Here is a 13,397-nt window from a genome sequence, read left to right as displayed (position 1 = left end):
GGTGAAAACCGCTACCCTGCCGCCAGACCATAACCCGGAGAAGTCCCCCATGTCCGCCCGCAATTCGCAGCGCTCTTACGGGCGCATCGCGCGCCTGTTCCACTGGGCCACCGCCGCGCTGATCCTGATCGCCATTCCGCTGGGGCTGGTCGCCAACCGCCTGCCCTATGACACCGCGCAGCAACTGGCGCTCAAGGCGCAGGTGTTCTCAGTGCACAAAACCCTTGGCGTTGTGGTGTTTTTCGTGGCGCTTGGCCGCATCCTCTGGACGCTTTTTGAAACCCACCCGGTGCCGCTGCATCCCGAACGGCGGTTGGAGCTTTGGCTGGCCCGGCTGGTGCACTGGATGCTCTATATCTCTCTCGTCGCCGTACCGCTGACCGGCTGGGTGCATCACGCCGCCGTCACCGGCTTTGCGCCGATCTGGTGGCCCTTTGGCCAGAGCCTGCCGTTTGTGCCGCAATCCGAAGCGGTCGCGGCCACCGCAGGGGCCGCGCATTGGGTGTTCACCAAGCTGATGATCGCCTCGATCCTGCTGCACATCGCGGGCGCACTCAAACATCATGTCATCGACCGCGACGACACGCTGCGCCGGATGACGCGCGGCATCAACGCGCCTGCTTTGCCGGTTCCGGCACGGCGCTCTGCGCTGCCAGTGATGGCGGCGGTCGCGCTGTTCGGCCTCGGTGCCGCCGTCGCCGCCCTGCCGCGGGGCGAGCCGGTGACGCAGAGCCTTACCGCTGCCCAACCCGCCCCCGCCGCCGGAAACTGGCAGGTCAGCGACGGCACGCTGGGCATCAGCGTCACCCAGATGGGCCAGCAGGTCAGCGGCAGCTTTGCGGCATGGACCGCCGACATCACCTTTGATGAGGCGGCCACCAACGGCACGCAGGGCAGCGTCACCGTCAGCATCGACACCGGGTCGCTGACCCTCGGCTCCGTAACCCAGCAGGCCAGATCTGCCGATTTCTTCGACGTGACCGCTTTTCCGCAGGCCGTCTTCATCGCCGATATCCTGCCCGCCGCCTCTGGCTATCAGGCCAGCGGCACCCTTACCCTGCGCGGTGCAGAGGTGCCCGTCACCCTGCCCTTCACCCTTGATATCAACGGCAACACCGCCACAATGACCGGCCAAACCACCCTCGACCGCCGCGATTTCGGGATGGGGGCCACCTATACCGATGAGGCCTCGGTCGGCTTTGGTGTCACCGTCGATGTGGCCCTGACCGCCACCCGGCAGTAAGCCCGGCACAAAGAAAAAGGCCGCCGGATCGCTCCGGCGGCCTTTTCCATTCCCTGAACCAAAAGGCTTAGTCGGCCTTCATCGCCTCCAGCGAGATCTGAACCTGCACTTCATCGCTGATGAACGGTGCGAATGCACCAAGGTTGAAATCCGACCGCAGCAGCGTGGTGGTGGCAGAGAACCCGGCCCATGGCTTGCCCTCCATCGGGTGATCGCCGGCCTGATTGAGCACCGCATCCAGCACCACCGGCTTGGTCACGCCGTTCAGCGTCAGATCGCCGGTGATCAGCGCGGTCGTCTCGCCGGTGACTTCAATCCCGGTCGAGGCAAAGCTGACCATTTCATCCTCGGCGGCGTCAAAGAAGTCCGCCGACATGAAATGCTCAAACCGGGCTTCCCAGCCGGTCAGCATCGAGCGCACCGGGAAAGACACGGTCACCGAAGACGCGGCAGGCTCGGCCTGATCAAACATGATCTCGCCCTCATAGCCGGAAAACATGCCGTAGCCAGTGGAAAACCCAAGGTGGTTGTAGCTGAACACGATCTGGGCGTGGCTGGCGTCAACCGTGTATTTCTCGGCCTCGGCAAAGGCGGGGGCGGCGGCAAGCGCGGCAATCAGGGCAAGCGGGGCAAAACGGGTCATCAAATCTCTCCGGACAGGCAGGCCACCATGGCCCGCAGTATGGCAAAGACCCTGCCCTACGTGCTGCACCTGCACAATTCGCCGAACGCGAACAAAAATTGTGCGAAAACGCACATAACAGCTGCGTGTGGCGCACAGAAACAGCGCGCCCTCTCTGCGCTTGCATCCGCAGGGGCGATCTGTATAACGCACCATCCTTTCCGCATCCCTTTAAATGGCGATGCCTCTCGTGACCCGGCCGCGGAAAGGCCAAATGCCGATGGTCTTTGAAGCCGCCCGAGACGAAAAGGACGATACATGCCACTGTATGAGCATGTCTTTATTGCGCGTCAGGATCTTTCCAACACGCAGGCTGAAGGCCTTGTCGAACATTTCACCGCAGTTCTTTCCGACAATGGCGGCAAAGTCGTTGAATCGGAATACTGGGGCGTCAAGACGATGGCCTACAAGATCAACAAGAACCGCAAGGGCCATTACGCCTTTCTGAAATCGGATGCGCCCCCGGCCGCCGTGCAGGAAATGGAACGGCTGATGCGCCTGCATGATGACGTGATGCGCGTGCTGACCATCAAGGTCGATGCGCACGGCGAAGGCCCGTCGGTGCAGATGCAAAAGCGTGATGACCGTGACGGCGACCGTGGCGAACGCCGCGACCGTCCGGCCTTCGGTGGCGGCGACCGTCCTGACCGGGGTGGTTTCGGTGGCGACCGCGGCGGTGAGCGCAGCGGTGGCTTCGGTGGCGACCGCGGCGCAGACCGCGGCCCGCGTCGTTGATCCCCAGTCTCAGGAAAGGACCATAAACCATGGCGAACAAACCATTTTTCCGCCGCCGCAAGGTTTGCCCCTTCTCGGGCGACAATGCACCGGCGATCGACTACAAAGACACCCGTCTGCTGCAGCGCTACATCTCGGAACGCGGCAAGATCGTGCCATCGCGCATCACCGCCGTTTCGGCCATCAAGCAGCGTGAGCTGGCCCGTGCGATCAAGCGCGCCCGCTTCCTCGCCCTGCTGCCCTATGCTGTGAAATAAGGAGCACCAGACATGCAAGTGATCCTTCTTCAGCGCGTGGCCAAGCTGGGCCAGATGGGTGAAGTCGTCAACGTCAAGGACGGCTACGCCCGCAACTTCCTGCTGCCGCAGGGCAAGGCGCTGCGCGCCAATGATGGCAACATCAAATCCTTCGAGGCCAAAAAGGCCCAGCTGGAAGCGCAGAACCTTGAAACCAAGAAAGAGGCCGAATCCGTCGCAGCATCGCTCGACGGTCAGACCTTCATCATCATCCGTTCGGCATCCGATTCGGGCGCGCTTTACGGTTCCGTCACCACCCGTGACGCCGCCGAAGTGGCAACGGCCGGCGGCTTTACCGTCGAACGTGGTCAGGTCGTGCTGGACAAGCCGATCAAAGACCTTGGCATCCACTCGGTTTCGGTGGTTCTGCACCCCGAAGTCTCGGTGCGGATCAACATGAATGTGGCCCGCTCGGCAGAAGAAGCCGAACTGCAGGCCTCGGGCAAGTCGATCCAGGATCTGGCTGCCGAAGCCGAAGCCGCTGCCGATTTCGAGATCGCCGAACTGTTCGACGATCTGGGCGGCGCTGCTCAGGAAGACTGAGGCTTTCCAAATCAGGTCCGGCCCGCCGGACCACAGGCCGCGCAGATCCGTCTGCGCGGCTTTTTTCGTGGATGTCGCCCTGCCGCCAAACCGCTGCCACATTGCCGCGCCACAAAATGCGGTCCCCAGCAGACGGAACCCGCCATGCCCAAGATTCTGCTCCTCCTCGGCCTGTGCCTGATCTGCACGGCGGTGTTTCTGGGCGTGCAGCAGCACGTCTCTGGCCGCAACCTTGCCATGGCCACCGGCACAGACAGCCTGCAGCCCATCCCCGATGGCCCGGCCACCCGCCAGCTGGAACAGACACTGGCCACCGTGCCGGACGAGGCGGACACATCCGCCGCCCCCATCGCCCCCCGCATCAGCCTTGCGCCACAAAACCGGCCCAAGGGGGCCCGCTTCATCAAGCCGCCCGCAGCCGACTAATCCGACACCGCCATGTCGGTGCCGGGGGCGCGCGCGCGGCCACCCTGTGCTCAGGTCTGCGCAGACCAGATCAGGCCCGCAAGATGACAGCCCTTCCCAGCCCGCGCCACGACTCCAGCCTTGGCATCCTGTGCCTTTGCGCCGGTCTGGGGCTGTTTTCGGTGCAGGATCTGATCCTCAAGCTGTTGTCGGGCAGCTATCCGCTGTCGCAGGCCATGGTGTTCCGCAGTCTGACCGCCTTGCCGCTGCTGCTGCTGCTCGCCGCTTTTGACGGGGGGGTGCGCACGCTGTTCACCCCGGGCACCCGCGCGATGATCGGGCGCGGGCTGGTGATGTTTGTGGCCTATGCCGCCTATTACCTTGCGCTGCCCGCCCTGCCGCTGGCCAGTGCGGTGGCGCTGTATTTCTCGGCCCCGCTGTTCATCACCCTGCTGTCGGTGCCGATGCTGGGCGAAACCGTCGGCTGGCGGCGCCTGTCGGCAGTGCTGGCCGGTTTTGGCGGCGTGCTGATCATCCTGCGCCCCGGCGCGGGGGTGTTCGAGATTGCGGCTTTGCTGCCGGTGCTGTCGGGCCTGTGCTACGGGTTGTCGATGATCTTCGCCCGCAAGCTGGGGCAGACCGAAAGTGCGCCTGCGATGGCGTTCTGGGGCAATCTGGTGTTTCTGGTGATCGCAACCGCCATGGCGCTTGGGTTTGGCGGCACCACCGCGCCCGATCTGCACCCGTCGCTGGCGTTCCTGATGCGCGCCTGGGTCTGGCCCACCCCGCTGGATGCGACGCTGATGGCGGGCTGCGGGGTGATCGCCGCCCTTGGGCTGACGCTGCTGACGCAGGCCTACCGCATCGCCGATGCCAATGCCGTCACCCCGTTCGAATACAGCGCCATGCTGTGGGGAATCCTCTGGGGCTGGGCCTTCTTTGCCGAATGGCCCGATGCCTTGGCCTGGACCGGCATTGCCATCATCGTGGCGGCGGGGCTGTTTGTGCTGTGGCGCGAACGGGTTACGCGACACAGTTCCCATAAAATCTGAACCCCCGCCGCCCACCGGCGGGTTTTCGCCACCGCCGATCACAGGGTCTTTCACCCGCTGAAACATGCGTTACAACTCCGGGCAACGCACCTTGGGGATGGTTCACAGTGACGATGACACGGCTTATGCACGGCTTTGCCCGTACCACGTTCCTTTGTGCCAGCCTTGTGCTGCTGACCGCTTGCGGCGACGCCATTACCAAGTCGTCGATGGGGGCCTCTGCCCCCGCCACGCTGAACCCGGAACTGCAGGCCAAAGCCATTGCCGAGGTCAGGGAAAAGCAGGCCAAGGGGGCCCGCGTCTGGTGCGTGCCCTTTGCCCGCACCGCGTCAGGTGTTGAGCTGACAGGCAATGCCGGCACCTGGTGGACCGCCGCAAAGGGTGTCTATTCGCGCGGGAATGAGCCGGAAGCCGGGGCCGTCATGGTCTTCGCCCCGCATTCCAGCAGCCGTCTGGGCCATGTCGCCGTGGTGTCCGAGGTCGTGTCCGACCGCGAGGTGCTGATCGACCACGCCAACTGGACGCGCAACAAGGTCTCGCTGAAGATGCCGGTCTATGATGTGTCAGCCAACAATGACTGGTCACGGATTCAGGTCGAAGGCACGCCCGGCGTGCTGGGCGATGCCCGCCCGGTGCACGGCTTTGTCTACCCGCGCAAGATCGGCCCGCAGCCGGTTGCGGCCGGTGTCAGCAAAAGCTGACCGCCAGCCTCAGCCCAGATCGCCGAACCGCGCGCGCAGCGCCGCCACATGCGCGCTCAGCGCCGGCACCTGCGCCCATTGCCTGAGCAAATCGCCCCAGCGCAGCGGCACGAACACCACATCATCCCCCGCGACCGCCGCACCAAAGCGCGCAATCTCGGCCCGGTGCCGCGCCTTGGCAGCCGCATCCACCGGCTTGCCCGAAGCCCACGCCGCCGGTTCGGCATAGAGATACACCAGCACCGCCCCCAAGGCCCGCTTGGACGCCCGCGTGCGGATGCCATACGCATCCTTGACCAGCTGCGCCGCGTTCAGGCTGCGATAGTCCGCCGTGCCCTCAATCAGCTGCAACGCCAGTGCCGTATAGCGCGCCATGTTCGGCCCCCAGACCGGCCGGTCATAGACATCGGCAAAGCCGGTCTGCTTGGCGGGGCGGAACGGCTCATACCGCCGCGCCGCCACCCCCACCAGCGTGGTATGGGTCACGATGGCCACATCCAGCCACGGATGCCGCCCGCCTGACCAGGGAAAGCGCATCTCTGCCGCCAGATCCACCGCCTCGACCGCGCCCGCAGGCACGCCGGGCAAGGGCGGCAAGGTGCCGGGACGTTCCAGAAACCAGCCAAAGGCATTGGCGATCAGCGCGGAGGACGATTCCGCCCCGTCAAACTTGCCGGACCGCAGCTCATTGCCGGGCGCACGCGACAGCGCCTCGTGAATGAGGGTCTCGGGCAGATCGGGCAGAAAGTTCGGCATCGTCATCCCCTTTGAGATGCAAAAGGGCCGCACCTTCCGGCGCGGCCCCGATGTTTCGCCACAAATACGTCTCAGATCTCGTCCAGCGCGTCGATCGCCTTTTGCAGATCGTCCTTGCTGACGTCCTTGTCGGTCACAGTTGCCTGCGCCACGATGTGGTCGACAACCTTGTCCTCGAACAAAGGCGCGCGCAGTTGCTGTTGCATCTGCGGGTTCTTCTGCACGAATTCGAAGAACTGGCGCTCCTGCCCGGGGTACTGGCGGGCGGCGTTCAGCACGGCTTGCGTCATCTCGGCGTCGGTCACGGTGATCTCGGCCTTGCGACCGATTTCGGCCAGCAACAGGCCCAGACGCACCCGGCGCTCGGCCAGCGATTTGTGCTCGTCGGTCGGCTCGATGGTGTCGTGGTTGTGGCCCTGCTCTTCGGGGTGCTCTTCATGCCACAGCTGATGCGCGATCTGGTTGGCTTCCGCCTCAACCAGCGCCGCCGGCAGGTCGAACTTGACCAGCCCGTCCAGCTGATCCAGCAAAGACCGCTTCAGGATGGCCCGGCTTGCGCCCTGATATTCCACGCCCAGACGCTCGGCGATCTGCGTTTTCAGACCGTCCAGATCCTCGGCCCCGTATTTCTTGGCCAGTTCGTCATCCAGCTCGGCGGCTTTCGGCTCTTTGACAGCTTTCACGGTGCATTCAAACACCGCAGCCTTGCCTGCCAGATGGGCCGCACCGTATTCGGCCGGGAAGGTCACGTCGACCTTCAGCTCGTCCCCGACCTTGGCACCGACCAGCTGCGCCTCAAACCCCGGGATGAAGGAGTTCGAACCCAGCACCAGCGGATAATCCTCTGCCGTGCCGCCTTCAAAATAGTCGCCGTCGACCGAGCCTTTGAAGTCGATGGTGATCTGGTCGCCGTCCTTGGCTTTCGCGCCCTTCTTGCGGTCGTCAAACGACTGCGCGGTCGCGGCCAGGTTCTTCAGCGCCTCATCAACTGACGCGTCATCGGCCTTCACCACCAGACGGTCCAGCGTGATCTTGGTCGCATCCAGTTCCGGGATCGGCGGCAGGCAGTCATAGGTCATCTCGACCACAACATCCTTACCCTCGGCCCATTCGTCGCCGCCCTGCATCTTGACGTCAGGCTGCAGCGCCGGACGGTCGCCGGTCGCCTCAAAGTGGCCCTTCATCGCGCCGTCAATGGCGTCCTGCATCGCGTCGCCCATCAGGCGTGGGCCAAACTGCTTGCGCAGGATCGCCATCGGCACCTTGCCTTTGCGGAAACCCTTCATCTCGATCTCGGGCTGCGCCTCGACCAGTTTTTCCTGAACCTTGGCTTCCAGTTCGGCAGCGGTCACGGTGATCGTATAGCCGCGCTTCAGCCCTTCGTTCAGGGTCTCGGTGACTTGCATATTTTCCCCATATCGGTTGGGCCGCCAGAAGGGCGGCAGTCAAACTTTCCCGCCTCCCATATTAATCCGGGCGGCTGCTTGCAAGCCCGAATGGCGGCTCAGCGCCCGAATCTTCGGCATTCCGGGTAAAATCCGCCTGATCTGCAGGGCTGGCAAACAGGGGCGATGGTGCGGGTGGAGGGACTTGAACCCCCACGCCTTGCGGCGCCAGAACCTAAATCTGGTGCGTCTGCCAATTTCGCCACACCCGCATCGGCAGCAGGACCCCCTGCTGCGCGCGTGCCTTCTAGCAAAGCGTGGTCCGGGTGGCGAGGGCAAAAGCGCGCCACATGGCCCGGTTGTGCCGCCAAAGCGCATCATTCCGGCCACGGAAGTTAACAATTGTTAACGCCGCACGTCCGATTGCCTCGCCGCCGCCCTGATCTTGCCATATTCAGAGACAAAAAAACATGAGGCAGTGACATGTTGGCAGCGGAGATCATGATGGCAGAGCTATCCCTTGGCCCAAGCGCAGGCACGGTTGACGCCAGCACCGAGATGCCGGTGTGTGGCATCGCGGCTGGCACGGTTGTCCTGACCCTGTCCGGTGCCCTACCGGTGGAATTCATCGCCCCCGGTGACCGGGTGATCACCCGCGCCGGTGCCCGCACGGTCACGGGGGTTGAAATCGCCGTCATCCAGCAGGCGCAGGTCATCCGCATTTCCGCCGGGGTGCTGGGCAAAGACCGGCCCGAGGCCGATGTGATCGTCGCCCCCCGCCAGCCCATGTTGATCCGCGACTGGCGTGCACGCGCGCTGACCGGGGTGGATCAGGCCGTCATGCGCGCCGACCGGCTGGTCGACGGCGACTATATCCGCGCCGAGACCGTGGCCGAGGCCCGGCTGGTTACCCTGCGCTTTGCTGATCCACAGGTCATCTTTGCCGCCGGACTGGAACTGTGCTGCGACGCCGCCATCCCCGGCACCTGACCTGCGCTTTTAGATGAACCGGATGACAGGCCGCCGTTTGGCGGCCTTTGTCATGCGGCCTGCACGCCCAAAGCCCGCAGCACCTTCGGCAATTCCTCCGGCAGATCTTCGGCAATCAGCCCCGGCCCAAAGCTGCGCGCACACTCCACATGCAGCCAGGCCCCGGTGCAGGCCGCCTCAAACGGCGCGAAGCCCCGCGCCAGCAGCCCACAGATAAACCCCGCCAGCACATCCCCCGCCCCGGCCGTCGCCAGCCAGGGTGCGGCGCGATCATAGACCGCCGCACTGATGGCACAGCGCCCGTCGGGGTCCGCAATCACCGTGTCCGGCCCCTTGAACAACACCGTGCAGCCCGCCCGCTTTGCCGCCTCGCGCGTCGCGTCGACCTTGGAGCAGGCAGGGCCTTTGCTGGCAGACGCGGCCAACTTTGCCGCAATATCCGGAAACAACCGCGCAAATTCGCCCGCATGCGGCGTCAGCACACAGTTCTCATGCAGCGCCGCAAACAATGCCGGATCGCGCGCAATCAAGGTCAGCGCATCTGCATCCAAAACCAGCTTACGGCGGGGAGACCCCCGCCCTACCTCCTTGCCCTCGCCCGCGCTTGCCGGCCCCTCCGTGGGGCGGGGGTCTCCCCGCCACGCTGCGCCACCCGCCAAAGCCACCCCAACCAACCCCGCCGCCCGCGCATCCAACCCCATCCCCGGCCCCAGACACAAGCTGCTGATCCGCCCATCCTCCAGCACCGCCGCCAGTGTCGCCGCATCCGCCACCTCCCGCAGCATCACAGCCTCCAGCCGTGCCGCATGTTCGGCCACCGCACCCGGCGGGCAGGCAACCGTCACCACCCCCGCCCCGATCCGCAACGCGCCCCGCGCCGCCAGCCGCCCTGCGCCGCCATGGCCCGCCTGACCCGACAGCACCAGCGCATGGCCATAGGCATACTTATGCCCACCCCCTTTGCGCAAAGCCGCAGGGTCACAGCCCACCAGCCCGACCGAACAAGAGTCCCCGCGCCCGCCCAGCCCGATATCCGCAACCACCAGCCTGCCCGCCAGCCCCGGCCCGTCCGCAAGGTAATGCCCGACCTTCGCCCGGTGAAAACTCACCGTCAGATCCGCCCGCACAGCCGCTGACGGCACCCCGATCACCCGGCCACTGTCGGCACAAAGCCCCGTCGGCACATCGACCGCCACCACGCGCGCCACGCCCGGCCAGACCGTAGCCAGAACCTGCGCCAACTCCCCCTCCACCGGGCGGGTCAACCCGGTGCCGAACACCGCATCCACCACCAGATCGACCGGCCCCGCCCGCCGCGCAATCTGTGCCATCGTCAGCGCCACGACCTCCCCCATCCCGCACCAGCGCTCGCAATTCACCCGCGCATCCGGCGGCAGCCGCGCAGCCTCACCATGAAAATACACCTCCACCGCCCAGCCCAATTCCACCAACAGCCGCGCCACCACAAACCCGTCGCCGCCATTGTTCCCCGGCCCGCACAGCACCACGGCCCTGCGCTGCCTGCCTTCATCTTGATTAAAATACTCCGGGGTCCGGGGCAGCGCCCCGGGGCTGGCCCCCTGCACCAGCTCCGGCCATTCCGCCATCACCGCCGCCACCACGCCTGCCCCCGCGCGCTCCATCAGCTCCAGCCCGGCGACCGCGCCCGATGCAATCGCCGCCGCTTCAACGGCGCGCATTTGTGCAGATGTCAGAAGTTCCACCATATCCCCGCCCAAACCGTTCTCAAACTGCCCATTATTAACCCTTAACGCACAAAAATTAATCACAGCCCAGAGAATCCACCGCTTCCCCACATCGCTTAAACCTTAGTCAATTGTCCCCGCCCGCAGGAAATGGTCAGTCAGTCATGAACACGAAGTGCGACGAAGACGCGGGGGAGTCGGCCATGAAGAAGATCGAGGCGATCATCAAGCCTTTCAAGCTCGATGAGGTCAAGGAAGCCTTGCAAGAGGCGGGCATTCAGGGCCTTTCCGTCACCGAAGTCAAAGGCTTCGGCCGCCAGAAGGGCCATACAGAGCTGTATCGCGGTGCCGAATACGTGGTGGATTTCCTGCCCAAGGTGAAGATCGAGGTGATCCTGACCGATGACATGGTCGATCAGGCCGTGGCCGCCATCATCGCCGCCGCCCGCACCGACAAGATCGGCGACGGCAAGATTTTCGTCAGCTCCATCGAACAGGCGATCCGCATCCGCACCGGCGAAACCGGCGACGACGCGGTTTGACGCCATTTTCTGAACATCAGGCCCACCCGGCCTGCACTGTAACACCCAAAAACCGAAAGGCAGCATGATGAGCGCTATTCAGAAAGCTCTGAAACTGATGAAGGATGAAGAGGTCGAATATGTCGACATCCGCTTCACCGACGTCAAAGGCAAGCTCCAGCACGTGACGCTGGTGAACGATCTGGTGGACGAAGACTTCTTTGAAGAAGGCTTCATGTTCGACGGGTCCTCCATCGCCGGCTGGAAATCCATCGACCAGTCCGACATGAAACTGATCCCCGATGCGACCTCGGTCTATATCGACCCGTTCTACGCGGAAAAAACCATGTGCGTGCATTGCACCGTGGTCGAACCCGATACCGGCGAGCCCTATTCCCGCGACCCGCGCGGCACCGCTCTGAAGGCCGAAGCCTACCTGAAATCCTCCGGTATCGGCGACACGTTCTATTGTGGGCCAGAGGCTGAATTCTTCCTGTTCGACGATGTGCGCTATTCCGTGTCGCCGCAAAAAGTGTCGTTCCAGATCGACGCCGAAGCCGCAGCCTGGAACACCGACACCGAAATGGAAGGCGGCAACCTCGCCCACCGCGCAGCCCATAAGGGCGGCTATTTCCCGGTGAACCCGGTGGATGAGGCGCAGGACATCCGTGGCGAAATGCTGTCCACCATGAAGCGCATGGGCATCAAGGTCGACAAGCACCACCACGAGGTTGCAACCTGCCAGCACGAGCTGGGGATGATCTTTGGCGGTCTGACCGAGCAGGCTGACAACATCCAGAAATACAAATACGTCATCCACAACGTGGCGGCGGCTTACGGCAAGACCGTGACCTTCATGCCAAAACCGATGAAGGGTGACAACGGCTCGGGCATGCACGTGAACATGTCGATCTGGAAAGATGGCAAGCCCCTGTTTGCAGGCGACAAATACGCCGACCTGAGCCAGGAGGCGCTGTATTTCATCGGCGGTATCCTGAAACACGCCAAGGCGCTCAACGCCCTGACCAACCCGGCCACCAACAGCTACAAGCGCCTGATCCCGGGCTTTGAAGCGCCGGTTCTGCGCGCGTATTCGGCCCGCAACCGCTCGGGCTGCGTCCGTATTCCGTGGACGGAATCGCCGAAAGCCAAACGGGTTGAGGCCCGCTTCCCCGATCCGGCAGCCAACCCCTATCTGGCGTTTGCCGCTCTGCTGATGGCCGGTCTTGACGGCATCAACAACAAGATCGATCCGGGCCCGGCGTCCGACAAAGACCTGTACGATCTGCCGCCCGAAGAACTGGCCGCGATCCCGACGGTCTGCGGCAGCTTGCGCGAGGCGCTGGAAGAGCTGGAAAAAGACATGGACTTCCTGATCGTCGGTGACGTGTTCACCCGCGACCAGCTGGAAGGATACATGGCGCTGAAATGGGAAGAGGTCTATGCCTACGAGCATACGCCGCACCCGATTGAATACGCGATGTACTACTCCTGCTGATCGGATCAGACTGACTGGAAAGGTCGCCCCTCGGGGCGGCTTTTTTCATTCAGATCAAACGCTTGTCAAACAAAGCTGATGCAACGTCTCAAAGCACCCGGTGAATGGGATGCTCTGCCAGGGCCGCCGCCTGCTCTGCCGTCAGATCTTCCAGCCGCACCACATAGGTGTGGATCGAAAACAGCACCGCCCGGCTGACCGGCAGCCGGATCAGGCATTGCCGTTCCGACCGGATATAGGGCATCGCGCCCTGCTGGGCGGTGTCTTTCGGGGCATCCTCGCGTAGCGGGTTGAACAGCGGCGCGCGGGAATGATGCGCATTGGCGCGCCACAGCGGCGCGTCGACCCGCACCGCATCCATCAACCGCTGCACCCGCCGGGCCATATCCCCGGTATAGCTGGGCACCGGCTGATGCATCCGCAGCAACGGCCGCCCCAGCTTTTCGGCAAGCATCCAGCCCGCTGGAAAGCACAAGATCGCCGCTGACAACATATGCTGCCCCGCGCCATCCGGCTGCATCAGGCACAGGTCTTCCTGCACCAGCCGCCCCAAGGTCTGCAACGGGCGTGCGGGGTCCAGCGCCACGGTCACCCCATCCGGGCGCAGAACTGCATTACCCACAGGCTCAAACCCCGCAGGCAGGCGTTTCAGCACAAATTCATACAGCTCTTCAATGGCCTGCGCGGCAAGGCTCACCTGCCCCACCACCTCGGCCTGCCGCTCTGCGATCAGCGCATCGCGCGACGCCATCTGCCCGGCAAAAGCGTCATCCACCCGCAGCCAATCGGCCATATCCAGCGGCAAAATCCCCGGCAACCGCCGCGTCCGCGCATCGGCCCAAGGCGCAAAGGGCAGGGAAGATTGCAAAACCTCACGCATTCCC

At 64.1% G+C, this 13,397-nt stretch carries 15 protein-coding genes and 1 tRNA gene; 10 read left to right on the top strand and 6 right to left on the bottom strand.

Annotated elements, in window-relative coordinates; translation table 11 throughout:
- Positions 1-49 precede the first annotated feature (49 nt).
- On the top strand, positions 50-1,243 hold the full coding sequence (locus tag Q7J44_RS02700) for a cytochrome b/b6 domain-containing protein (RefSeq protein ID WP_304876735.1): 1,194 nt from the start codon (positions 50-52) through the stop codon (positions 1,241-1,243).
- Positions 1,244-1,310: 67 nt separating this feature from the next.
- Here Q7J44_RS02700 and Q7J44_RS02695 read toward each other — a convergent pair whose 3' ends face one another.
- Positions 1,311-1,886: a YceI family protein gene (locus tag Q7J44_RS02695; RefSeq protein ID WP_304876733.1), complete on the bottom strand. Its 576-nt coding sequence runs from the start codon at positions 1,884-1,886 to the stop codon at positions 1,311-1,313.
- A gap of 297 nt (positions 1,887-2,183) precedes the next feature.
- On the opposite strand from Q7J44_RS02695, the gene rpsF reads away from it, so the two are divergent.
- The 6 genes from rpsF (at position 2,184) to Q7J44_RS02665 (ending at position 5,657) form a co-directional block, all read left to right on the top strand.
- Entirely contained in the window at positions 2,184-2,660 is a 477-nt protein-coding gene (rpsF, locus tag Q7J44_RS02690) for a 30S ribosomal protein S6 (protein WP_304876731.1), read from the top strand.
- Positions 2,661-2,689: 29 nt separating this feature from the next.
- Positions 2,690-2,917, top strand: a complete 228-nt coding sequence (rpsR, locus tag Q7J44_RS02685; RefSeq protein WP_100198517.1) for a 30S ribosomal protein S18 — start codon at positions 2,690-2,692, stop codon at positions 2,915-2,917.
- A 12-nt stretch (positions 2,918-2,929) separates the two neighbouring features.
- Positions 2,930-3,499, top strand: a complete 570-nt coding sequence (gene rplI, locus Q7J44_RS02680) for a 50S ribosomal protein L9 (RefSeq protein ID WP_304876729.1) — start codon at positions 2,930-2,932, stop codon at positions 3,497-3,499.
- 144 nt (positions 3,500-3,643) lie between these two features.
- Positions 3,644-3,925 carry a hypothetical protein gene (locus Q7J44_RS02675; protein WP_304876727.1) on the top strand — a complete coding sequence of 94 codons (282 nt, stop codon included), beginning with the start codon at positions 3,644-3,646 and terminating at the stop codon, positions 3,923-3,925.
- 83 nt (positions 3,926-4,008) lie between these two features.
- Positions 4,009-4,956, top strand: coding sequence for a DMT family transporter (locus Q7J44_RS02670; protein ID WP_304876725.1), 948 nt, complete (start codon positions 4,009-4,011; stop codon positions 4,954-4,956).
- A 113-nt stretch (positions 4,957-5,069) separates the two neighbouring features.
- On the top strand, positions 5,070-5,657 hold the full coding sequence (locus tag Q7J44_RS02665; protein WP_304876723.1) for a CHAP domain-containing protein: 588 nt from the start codon (positions 5,070-5,072) through the stop codon (positions 5,655-5,657).
- 9 nt (positions 5,658-5,666) lie between these two features.
- Here the strand turns inward: Q7J44_RS02665 and Q7J44_RS02660 are convergent, their stop codons facing one another.
- From Q7J44_RS02660 to Q7J44_RS02650, 3 genes are all read right to left on the bottom strand, one after another.
- Positions 5,667-6,413: a hypothetical protein gene (locus tag Q7J44_RS02660; protein ID WP_304876721.1), complete on the bottom strand. Its 747-nt coding sequence runs from the start codon at positions 6,411-6,413 to the stop codon at positions 5,667-5,669.
- A 71-nt stretch (positions 6,414-6,484) separates the two neighbouring features.
- Positions 6,485-7,819, bottom strand: coding sequence for a trigger factor (tig, locus tag Q7J44_RS02655; protein ID WP_304876719.1), 1,335 nt, complete (start codon positions 7,817-7,819; stop codon positions 6,485-6,487).
- Positions 7,820-7,985: 166 nt separating this feature from the next.
- Positions 7,986-8,070, bottom strand: a tRNA-Leu gene (locus Q7J44_RS02650).
- A 232-nt stretch (positions 8,071-8,302) separates the two neighbouring features.
- Here Q7J44_RS02650 and Q7J44_RS02645 point away from each other — a divergent pair.
- Positions 8,303-8,788, top strand: coding sequence for a Hint domain-containing protein (locus Q7J44_RS02645; protein ID WP_304876717.1), 486 nt, complete (start codon positions 8,303-8,305; stop codon positions 8,786-8,788).
- Between the two features lie 50 nt (positions 8,789-8,838).
- Here Q7J44_RS02645 and Q7J44_RS02640 read toward each other — a convergent pair whose 3' ends face one another.
- Positions 8,839-10,515 (bottom strand): NAD(P)H-hydrate epimerase, encoded by a 1,677-nt coding sequence (locus tag Q7J44_RS02640; RefSeq protein ID WP_304876716.1) that lies wholly within the window; start codon positions 10,513-10,515, stop codon positions 8,839-8,841.
- 182 nt (positions 10,516-10,697) lie between these two features.
- Here Q7J44_RS02640 and Q7J44_RS02635 point away from each other — a divergent pair, with 182 nt between their 5' ends.
- Entirely contained in the window at positions 10,698-11,036 is a 339-nt protein-coding gene (locus Q7J44_RS02635; protein WP_304876893.1) for a P-II family nitrogen regulator, read from the top strand.
- A 67-nt stretch (positions 11,037-11,103) separates the two neighbouring features.
- Entirely contained in the window at positions 11,104-12,513 is a 1,410-nt protein-coding gene (glnA, locus tag Q7J44_RS02630) for a type I glutamate--ammonia ligase (protein ID WP_304876714.1), read from the top strand.
- A gap of 88 nt (positions 12,514-12,601) precedes the next feature.
- Here the strand turns inward: glnA and Q7J44_RS02625 are convergent, their stop codons facing one another.
- Positions 12,602-13,393 (bottom strand): DUF3445 domain-containing protein, encoded by a 792-nt coding sequence (locus Q7J44_RS02625; protein ID WP_304876712.1) that lies wholly within the window; start codon positions 13,391-13,393, stop codon positions 12,602-12,604.
- Between the last annotated feature and the right edge of the window lie 4 nt (positions 13,394-13,397).

The sequence above is a fragment of the Pseudotabrizicola sp. genome (genome assembly GCF_030656345.1).
Taxonomy (GTDB): domain Bacteria; phylum Pseudomonadota; class Alphaproteobacteria; order Rhodobacterales; family Rhodobacteraceae; genus Pseudotabrizicola.
This window is presented reverse-complemented; position numbering and strand designations above follow the sequence as displayed.